Origin of the sequence: Phytobacter sp. V69 (genome assembly GCF_965644215.1) — a bacterium.
In the GTDB taxonomy this organism is placed as follows: domain Bacteria; phylum Pseudomonadota; class Gammaproteobacteria; order Enterobacterales; family Enterobacteriaceae; genus Phytobacter.
Genome location: NZ_CBFFRL010000012.1, coordinates 35,884 through 45,589, shown reverse-complemented (window position 1 = coordinate 45,589; position 9,706 = coordinate 35,884). Strand labels below are relative to the sequence as shown.

Genomic DNA, 9,706 nt, shown 5'->3' with positions numbered 1-9,706 from the left:
GGCTGGAATAGTCATGATAATAGGGCCTTCTGATTAGAAGGCCCTATTATCAATGATTTTTATCCTCGTGACGACACAATCTAGGTACAAACAACGTCAAGTATGAAATAGCACTAATACCTTATTTTGATTTTTCATTGAATTACAGCACGATTAACTAAAATAAAACGCAGTGCCTAATCCGTTTTCATGCGCTTTTACAGGGCTAAGTGTTGACTTTGATTTCTGAATCCAGTACCACTAATGGCATATCGCAGTTAATCGCATTCATCTGGAGCATGGTTAATGATTCGCAATGTTCGCAACCTCGGTCTACTACTACTAAACGCATCCCATGTGCGCGGTAGACCGGTGGGCGACACTCAGCGTTGAGTCATCCTCCAGTTACACTAAGAACCCGCGCCTTGGCGCGGGTTTTTTTATGCTCGTAGCAAGGCGACCGAAGAGAGACAAGGACCAAACCATGAGCCAGCAAGTCGTTATTTTTGATACAACCTTACGTGATGGTGAACAAGCGTTACAGGCCAGCCTGAGTGTGAAAGAGAAGCTGCAGATCGCCCTGGCACTGGAACGTATGGGTGTTGACGTCATGGAGGTCGGTTTTCCGGTGTCCTCTCCGGGCGATTTCGAATCCGTACAAACTATCGCGCGTCAGGTCAAAAACAGCCGCGTCTGCGCGCTGGCACGCTGTGTAGAGAAAGATATTGATGTAGCGGCTGAATCGCTGAAAGTCGCCGAGGCGTTCCGCATCCATACCTTTATCGCCACGTCACCGATGCATATCGCCACCAAATTGCGCAGTACGCTGGATGAAGTGATCGAGCGTGCCATTTATATGATTAAGCGCGCCCGTAATTACACCGACGACATTGAGTTCTCTTGCGAAGATGCAGGCCGTACGCCGATTGCTGACCTGGCACGTGTGGTTGAAGCCGCCATCAACGCGGGTGCAAAAACCATCAACATCCCGGACACCGTTGGCTACACCATGCCTTTCGAGTTCGCCAACATCATTTCCGGTTTGTACGAACGTGTTCCGAACATCGACCAGGCCATTATCTCTGTCCACACCCACGATGACTTAGGCTTAGCGGTTGGCAACGCCATTGCCGCGGTTCATGCAGGCGCACGTCAGGTTGAAGGCGCCATGAACGGCATCGGCGAGCGCGCGGGTAACTGCTCGCTGGAAGAAGTCATCATGTCCATCAAAGTGCGTAAAGACATCATGAATGTGCACACCCGCATTAATCACAACGAAATCTGGCGCACCAGCCAGACCGTCAGCCAGATTTGCAACATGCCAATCCCGGCGAACAAAGCGATTGTCGGCACCGGCGCCTTCGCCCACTCCTCCGGTATCCACCAGGATGGCGTGCTGAAAAATCGCGAAAACTACGAAATCATGACCCCGGAATCCATCGGCCTGAACCATGTCCAGTTGAACCTGACTTCCCGTTCTGGTCGCGCGGCGGTGAAACACCGTATGGAAGAGATGGGCTACAAAGAAACCGACTACAACATGGACCATCTGTACGATGCGTTCCTGAAACTGGCGGACAAAAAAGGCCAGGTCTTCGATTACGACTTGGAAGCGCTGGCGTTCATCAACAAACAGCAGGAAGAGCCCGAGCATTTCCGCCTGGATTACTTTAGCGTGCAGTCCGGTTCCAGCGATATCGCAACCGCCTCCGTGAAGCTGGCCTGTGGTGAAGAAACCAAAGCAGAAGCCGCTAACGGCAACGGCCCGGTAGACGCCATTTATCAGGCGATTAATCGCATTACCGGTTATGACGTTGAGCTGGTCAAATACGATCTCAATGCCAAAGGCCAGGGCAAAGATGCGCTGGGTCAGGTGGATATCGTCGTCACTTACAGCGGACGCCGTTTCCATGGCGTGGGTCTGGCAACAGATATCGTGGAATCCTCCGCCAAAGCGATGGTACACGTGCTGAACAACATCTGGCGCGCCGCAGAAGTTGAAAAAGAATTGCAACGCAAAGCTCAAAATAAAGAAAACAACAAGGAAACCGTGTGATGTCGAAGAACTACCATATTGCCGTGTTGCCGGGTGACGGTATTGGCCCGGAAGTCATGGCGCAAGCCTTAAAAGTACTGGAAGCCGTTCGTCGCCGTTTCGATATGCGTATCACCACCAGCCACTATGATGTGGGCGGTATCGCCATTGATCGTCATGGTAACCCGCTGCCGCAGGCAACCGTGGAAGGTTGTGAACAGGCAGACGCGATCCTGTTTGGCTCCGTAGGCGGCCCGAAATGGGAAAATCTGCCTCCAGCACAGCAGCCGGAGCGTGGGGCTCTGCTGCCGCTGCGTAAACATTTCAAACTGTTCAGCAACCTGCGTCCGGCAAAGCTGTACCAGGGGCTGGAAGCGTTCTGCCCGCTGCGTGCTGATATCTCCGCTAACGGCTTTGATATTCTCTGCGTGCGTGAGCTGACTGGCGGTATCTACTTCGGTCAGCCAAAAGGCCGCGAAGGCAGTGGTCAGCATGAGAAAGCGTTTGATACCGAGGTGTATCACCGTTTTGAGATCGAACGTATTGCGCGTATCGCCTTTGAATCTGCGCGTAAACGCCGTAAAAAAGTGCACTCCATTGATAAAGCCAACGTATTGCAGACCTCTCTGCTGTGGCGTGAAATCGTCAATGAAGTGGCACAGGAATACCCGGACGTAGAACTGGCGCATATGTATATCGATAACGCCACCATGCAGTTGATTAAAGATCCGTCCCAGTTTGACGTGCTGCTGTGCTCTAACCTGTTCGGCGACATTCTGTCTGATGAGTGCGCAATGATCACCGGCTCTATGGGTATGCTGCCGTCTGCCAGCCTGAATGAGCAAGGTTTTGGTCTGTACGAACCGGCTGGTGGCTCCGCACCGGATATCGCAGGCAAAAATATCGCCAACCCGATCGCGCAGATCCTGTCTCTCGCGCTGCTGCTGCGTTACAGCCTGGATGCCAACGACGCGGCAACGGCGATTGAAAGCGCCATCAACCGCGCTTTAGAAGAAGGTGTGCGTACCGGTGATTTAGCCCGTGGCGCCGCTGCTGTCAGTACCGATGAGATGGGTGACATCATCACCCGTTATATCGCCGAAGGGGTGTAACCATGGCCAAAACGCTGTACGAAAAATTGTTTGATGCGCACGTTGTTTACGAAGCGCCAAACGAAACCCCGCTGTTGTATATCGACCGCCATCTGGTGCACGAAGTGACGTCACCTCAGGCGTTCGACGGCCTGCGCGCGCACAATCGCCCGGTACGTCAGCCGGGCAAGACCTTTGCGACCATGGATCATAACGTCTCCACGCAGACCAAAGACATCAACGCCTCCGGCGAGATGGCGCGTATTCAGATGCAGGAACTGATCAAGAACTGCAAAGAATTCGGCGTTGAGTTGTATGACCTGAACCACCCGTATCAGGGCATCGTACACGTGATGGGGCCGGAACAGGGTGTCACCCTGCCGGGCATGACCATCGTCTGCGGTGACTCCCACACCGCCACCCACGGCGCGTTTGGCGCACTGGCGTTCGGTATCGGGACCTCCGAAGTTGAGCACGTGCTGGCGACACAAACCCTGAAACAGGGCCGCGCCAAAACCATGAAAATCGAAGTTAAAGGCAAAGCATCAGTTGGCATCACAGCGAAAGACATCGTGCTGGCGATTATCGGTAAAACCGGCAGCGCGGGCGGTACCGGGCATGTCGTCGAATTCTGCGGCGACGCGATTGCGGCGCTGAGCATGGAAGGTCGTATGACCCTGTGCAACATGGCCATTGAAATGGGCGCTAAAGCGGGCCTGGTCGCGCCGGATGAAACCACCTTTAACTACGTGAAAGGTCGTCTGCATGCGCCGAAAGGGAAAGATTTCGACGACGCGGTGGAATACTGGAAGACGCTGAAAACCGACGACGGTGCGACTTTCGATACGGTTGTGACGTTGCAGGCGGAAGAGATTGCGCCGCAGGTCACCTGGGGTACCAACCCGGGTCAGGTTATCTCCGTTAATGACATCATCCCGGACCCGGCCTCCTTTGCCGATCCGGTTGAGCGCGCCTCTGCTGAGAAAGCGCTGGCCTATATGGGCCTGCAACCAGGCGTGCCGCTGACGTCTGTTGCCATTGACAAAGTCTTTATCGGCTCCTGCACAAACTCACGTATTGAAGATTTGCGTGCCGCGGCTGAAATCGCCAAAGGCCGTAAAGTGGCGCCAGGCGTGCAGGCGCTGGTCGTACCGGGCTCTGGTCCTGTGAAAGCGCAGGCCGAAGCCGAAGGGCTGGATAAGATCTTTATCGAAGCCGGTTTCGAGTGGCGTTTGCCGGGCTGCTCAATGTGCCTGGCCATGAACAATGACCGTCTGAATCCGGGCGAACGTTGCGCATCCACCAGTAACCGTAACTTTGAAGGTCGTCAGGGTCGCGGTGGTCGTACCCACCTGGTCAGTCCGGCAATGGCAGCCGCTGCTGCGGTAACCGGTCATTTCGCTGATATTCGCAGCTTGTAAGGGGAGATAATCATGGCAGAGAAATATACACAGCACACTGGCCTGGTTGTCCCACTGGATGCCGCCAACGTCGATACCGACGCCATCATTCCAAAACAGTTTTTGCAGAAGGTGACGCGTACCGGTTTTGGCGCACATCTGTTTAACGACTGGCGTTTCCTGGATGATAAAGGCGAAGTGCCGAACCCGGAATTCGTTCTTAACTTCCCGGAATACAAAGGTGCGTCCATTTTGCTGGCGCGGGAAAACTTCGGTTGCGGTTCATCACGTGAGCATGCCCCCTGGGCACTGACCGACTACGGCTTTAAAACCGTTATTGCACCGAGCTTCGCGGACATCTTCTACGGCAACAGCTTTAATAACCAGCTGCTGCCTGTGAAACTGAGCGACGAAGAAGTGGATGAGCTGTTTAAACTGGTTCAGGCGAATCCGGGCATCTCGTTTGAGGTGGACCTGGAAGCCCAGGTAGTGAAAGCCGGGGATAAATCCTACTCGTTTGTCATCGACGCATTCCGCCGTCACTGTATGCTGAACGGTCTCGACAGTATCGGTCTGACCCTGCAGCATGAAGATGCCATCTCCAACTACGAGAACAAACAGCCCGCGTTTATGAACTAAACCGCCTGCTGTCTCTCTGATGCCCGGTCTTTTGGCCGGGCATTTTACTTTCCATAACGCGATCCAGATCACAAAATCAAACACTCATCCCTGTGATGTGTAAGGATATTTGAAAATATAAAATTTAATTTCCCGCAATAACGCCCTTATTTAGTGCAGTTCCTCCCTCTTTTTTGTATAAACTCGGCAACACAAGTAAAAATACAGCCCAATTATTTAATATAAAAATACCAGCATGTAAAAAAACGGTTAATTGCATAGAAAGACCCTATGGTTTCATGCAAAAAAAAGCATTATTTTTCCCCTGCCCCCCTCGTTATCTTTCCCACAGAAACATATTAACTTTGGATATATCAGGACCCCCGGCATATCGGCCTCCTGGATTTCCCGTGGAGAGAGCAAATGAGCCACTACCAACACCTTTTCACCCCGCTAGCCATTAACGGGATGACGCTTAAAAACCGGATCATCATGCCGCCAATGGGTACCAATCTGGCGAGCCTGAACGGCGAAGTCTCTCAGGAACAGCTTGAGTACTATGAGTTGCGGGCCAAAGGGGGTACGGGCTTAATTACCATTGAGAATATCTGCATCGATTTCCCGTTCGCCTCTAACGGTACAACGCAGCTGCGTATCGATAACGACCAATATATTCCAGGGCTCTTCAAATTAACCGAAACACTGCACAGACACGGTGCCTGCGTCTCTATTCAGCTTAATCACGCGGGTGCTTCTGCTTATGCTTATCGCCTGAATGGCGAGCAGCCGCTCTCCTCTTCGAATACGCCGTCGAAAAAGAACGGAAATATCCCTCGCGCCATGACACATGAAGAGATATATCATGCGGTCAATAAATTTGGCGAAGCGGCAGAACGCGTTAAACGCGCGGGTTTTGATTGCGTGGAAATTCATGCAGGCCACTCTTATTTAATTAGCCAGTTTTTGTCACCGCTGTTTAATAAGCGTACCGATGAATTTGGCGGTTCCACTGAAAATCGCGCCAGAATATTAAGCCTGGTGGTGGATAAAGTGCGTGCCAGCGTCGGCCCCCGCTTCCCGATTAGCCTGCGTTTCAGCGCCGATGACTTTCTTGAGGGCGGTAACACGCTGGAAGATACGCTGCGGATTCTGGAACTGTGTCAGGACAAGGTCGACATTCTCAATGTTTCCGCCGCGCAAAACGACAACCTGAATCTGCAAATTGACCAGATGTCACTGGAAGATGGCTGGAAACGTTATCTCTCCCGCGCCGTTCGCGACACCTTTAATAAACCGACCGTTATCGCCGGCAATATTCGCTCCCCGAAAGTCGCCGAAGACATTATCGCAACGGGCGATGCAGACCTGATTGCCATTGGCCGTGGGCTGATTGCCGAACCGGAATGGGTGCAGAAGGTCCAGAGCGGTAACGAACGCCTGATGCGCAAATGCATCTCCTGCAATATCGGCTGCGCCGACCACCGTATCGCCCGCTCTCGCCCGCTGCGTTGCTCCATCAACCCGGACATTATTCATGGCGATGCCTACAAACGGCGTACGGTAAACCGCGATACCCGCGTTGTGGTAATCGGTGCAGGTACTGCAGGAATGGAAGCCGCCTGTACCGCAGCAGAAGTGGGCTGCCACACCTGGCTGCTGGAGAAGAAAAACAGCCTTGGCGGCCTGGCCTCAGAAATCTCACGCCTGCCGGAGAAAAAGCGTATTGCCGACTTCCCGCAATTTATGAAAAACCGCATGGCCGGACTGGACAATCTGATGCTGCAGGTGGGTAAAGAGGCCGATGTTAAGCGCATTGCCGAGCTGCGACCAAACCTGATTGTTAACGCTACCGGCTCCACGCCGCTGCTGCCGCCAATTAACGGGCTGAAAGAGTGCATCGATGTCGAGGGCGGCAACGTCTTCTCCATCATGGGCATGATTCATCACCTGGACCAGTTCGCGGATGTAGAGGGAAAACGCATTGCCGTTGTCGGCGGCGGGGCCGTCGGTCTGGATGTTATCGAATATTTTTCCGCACGCGGCGCAAGCACCGCGCTGATTGAGATGCAGGATGGCCCAGGCCGCGACCTGGACATCATCACTAAAAACGCCATGTTGACCATGCTGGATGAACACCACGTGGAACAGCATATGCAGACACAACTCGTCGCCGTTCACCCGACACACTTTAGCGTCAAGCAAGCCGACCGCGCTTATGACATTCCTTTTGACTACGGCTTTGTTTGCCTGGGAATGCGTGCCAATACCGCCGGTCTCAATGAGATTGAACAATGGGCCAGAGCCAATAACGTAAAAATAATGAACATCGGCGACAGCCTGATGGCCCGGCGAATCATTGATGGCGTGCGCGAAGGACGCAACGTGCTGGACACCCTCGAAGACATGGGTGCTCTGGGCAACCGCGAATCAGCAAAAATTCCACTTCTAACATATTGAGGATTTAATCATGGCAGAACGTATTACTGGTCACACTGAGCTGATTGGCCTGATTGCAACGCCGATTCGTCACAGCATGTCGCCGACAATGCATAACGAAGCCTTTGCCCATCTGGGTCTGGACTATGTCTATCTGGCCTTTGAAGTCGACAATCAGGAGCTGAAAGATGTCGTACAGGGTTTTCGTGCCCTGGAACTGCGTGGTTTCAATGTCTCCATGCCGAACAAAACCGCCATTTGCCAGTATCTGGATAAACTCTCCCCGGCAGCAGAACTGGTCGGTGCGGTGAACACCGTGGTCAACGATAATGGCGTACTAACCGGCCATATCACCGACGGCACCGGCTATATGCGCGCGCTTGCCGAAGAAGGCATAGACATCATTGGCAAAAAAATGACCGTACTGGGTGCAGGCGGTGCGGCAACGGCGCTCTGCGTTCAGGCAGCGCTGGACGGCGTAAAAGAGATCTCCATTTTCAACCAGAAAGACAAATTCTTCGCCAATGCGGAGCAAACCGTCGCTAAGATCCGCAATAACACCAGCTGTGCCATCCACCTGTACGATCTGGCCGATCACGACAAACTGCGTCAGGAAATCGACAGCAGCGTGATCCTCACCAATGCCACCGGCGTCGGCATGAAACCGTTTGAAGGCCAGATGCTGCTGCCAAACGACAGTTTCCTGCGCCCGGATCTGATCGTGTCTGACGTGATTTACAATCCGCGCAAAACCCACCTGCTACAAGTTGCTGAGAAGAAAGGCTGCCGTACCCTGAACGGCCTGGGAATGATGCTCTGGCAAGGGGCGAAAGCCTTTGAAATCTGGACAGGTAAAGAGATGCCGGTCGATTACGTCAAAAACGTCCTTTTCTGAGGCTGGCACGATGAAAAATAGATATGTCCCAACTGCGGCTGGGCTGTATCTCAACTACCTGATTCATGGCATGGGGGTATTACTCATTACCCTCAACATGGCGAATTTACAGGAACAGTGGGGAACAGACAGAGCCGGCGTTTCGATCGTTATTTCGTCTTTGGGTATCGGTAAACTTGCCACCATCGTGACGGGTTTCCTCTCTGACCGCTACGGTCGTAAGCCCTTTATCTATCTGGGTATTCTGAGCTATTTGCTGTTTTTCTTCGGCATCTTGCTGACCAAAAATATCTATGCTGCCTATTGCTTTGGCATCATGGCTGGTCTGGCGAACAGCTTCCTGGATTCCGGAACTTATCCGGCGCTGATGGAATCTTTCCCCAACTCCGCAAGCCGCGCAAACGTGTTAATCAAAGCGTTTGTTTCGGCCGGACAATTCCTGCTGCCCTTCATTATTAGCCTGTTGATTTGGGCGAACATGTGGTTTGGCTGGTCATTTGTCATTGCGGCTGTATTGATGGTTCTGAGCGCCATCTATTTGATCAAAATGCCCTTTCCTGACCATCGGGCGAAAAAAGAGACCGCCGAGAAACCTGTCGCGGCAACAGCACATCAGTCTGATGCCGGTACCATGGATATGCTGGTGTTCACGCTGTATGGCTATATTGGTATGGCGACCTTTTACCTGGTCAGTCAGTGGCTGGCGCAGTACGGTCAGTTCGTTGCGGGTATTCCCTATGAATCAGCCATCAAGTTACTGAGTATCTACACGGCGGGCTCGCTGAGCTGTGTGTTTGTCACCGCCACCTTCGTGAAAAATGTCATTAACTCTGCCGTCGCGATGATTCTCTATACCGGCATCTCGATGATTTCGTTGTTGGTTGTTTGCATGTTCCCCACACCGATGATTGTGACCGGCTTTGCTTTCGTGATCGGTTTCTCAGCAGCAGGTGGGGTATTACAGCTGGGTGCAACCATCATGGCGATGAGCTTCCCGAAAGGGAAAGGCAAAGCCACCGGGATCTTCTACACCGCCGGCAGTATTGCCAGTTTCACGATCCCGTTGATCACGGCAAAACTGTCCAAAATCAGCATCGCCAGCATTATGTGGTTTGATTTGATTATCGCCATAATCGGCTTTGTGATTGCGTTGTACATCGGTTATCGTCAGTTTCAGGCTCGCGCTGTCCAAAAAACGGTCCGCGCAACCGCCACAGCCTGACGGTTCGGCGAGAAAATTATGGATACTAAA

Annotated in this window: 9 protein-coding genes; 8 read left to right on the top strand and 1 reads right to left on the bottom strand. The window is 52.7% G+C overall.

The annotated features are described in order from the left end of the window. Positions 1–285 precede the first annotated feature (285 nt). From leuL to leuD, 5 genes are all read left to right on the top strand, one after another. The gene (gene leuL / locus ACSZPU_RS03220; protein WP_498995416.1) at positions 286–372 is read left to right on the top strand and encodes a leu operon leader peptide; all 87 of its coding nucleotides are present in this window, start codon (positions 286–288) and stop codon (positions 370–372) included. Positions 373–463: 91 nt separating this feature from the next. Next, a complete protein-coding gene (leuA, locus tag ACSZPU_RS03215; protein ID WP_498995411.1) occupies positions 464–2,035 on the top strand; it encodes a 2-isopropylmalate synthase in 1,572 nt (523 codons plus the stop codon). Beyond that, positions 2,035–3,126 carry a 3-isopropylmalate dehydrogenase gene (gene leuB / locus ACSZPU_RS03210; RefSeq protein WP_498995409.1) on the top strand — a complete coding sequence of 364 codons (1,092 nt, stop codon included), beginning with the start codon at positions 2,035–2,037 and terminating at the stop codon, positions 3,124–3,126. Before leuA ends, leuB begins: the two co-directional genes overlap by 1 nt. A 2-nt stretch (positions 3,127–3,128) precedes the next feature. Beyond that, positions 3,129–4,526, top strand: coding sequence for a 3-isopropylmalate dehydratase large subunit (leuC, locus tag ACSZPU_RS03205; RefSeq protein WP_498995407.1), 1,398 nt, complete (start codon positions 3,129–3,131; stop codon positions 4,524–4,526). A gap of 12 nt (positions 4,527–4,538) precedes the next feature. After that, a complete protein-coding gene (gene leuD, locus ACSZPU_RS03200) occupies positions 4,539–5,144 on the top strand; it encodes a 3-isopropylmalate dehydratase small subunit (protein WP_498995405.1) in 606 nt (201 codons plus the stop codon). A gap of 124 nt (positions 5,145–5,268) precedes the next feature. Here the strand turns inward: leuD and ACSZPU_RS03195 are convergent, their stop codons facing one another. Beyond that, on the bottom strand, positions 5,269–5,403 hold the full coding sequence (locus ACSZPU_RS03195) for a hypothetical protein (protein WP_498995403.1): 135 nt from the start codon (positions 5,401–5,403) through the stop codon (positions 5,269–5,271). A 143-nt stretch (positions 5,404–5,546) separates the two neighbouring features. Here ACSZPU_RS03195 and ACSZPU_RS03190 point away from each other — a divergent pair, with 143 nt between their 5' ends. The 3 genes from ACSZPU_RS03190 to ACSZPU_RS03180 are packed head-to-tail and all read left to right on the top strand — an operon-like array spanning position 5,547 to position 9,676. After that, positions 5,547–7,580, top strand: a complete 2,034-nt coding sequence (locus ACSZPU_RS03190; RefSeq protein ID WP_498995401.1) for an oxidoreductase — start codon at positions 5,547–5,549, stop codon at positions 7,578–7,580. Positions 7,581–7,590: 10 nt separating this feature from the next. Further along, entirely contained in the window at positions 7,591–8,454 is an 864-nt protein-coding gene (locus ACSZPU_RS03185; RefSeq protein ID WP_498995400.1) for a shikimate dehydrogenase, read from the top strand. 10 nt (positions 8,455–8,464) lie between these two features. Further along, on the top strand, positions 8,465–9,676 hold the full coding sequence (locus ACSZPU_RS03180; protein WP_498995398.1) for an MFS transporter: 1,212 nt from the start codon (positions 8,465–8,467) through the stop codon (positions 9,674–9,676). Positions 9,677–9,706 lie beyond the last annotated feature (30 nt).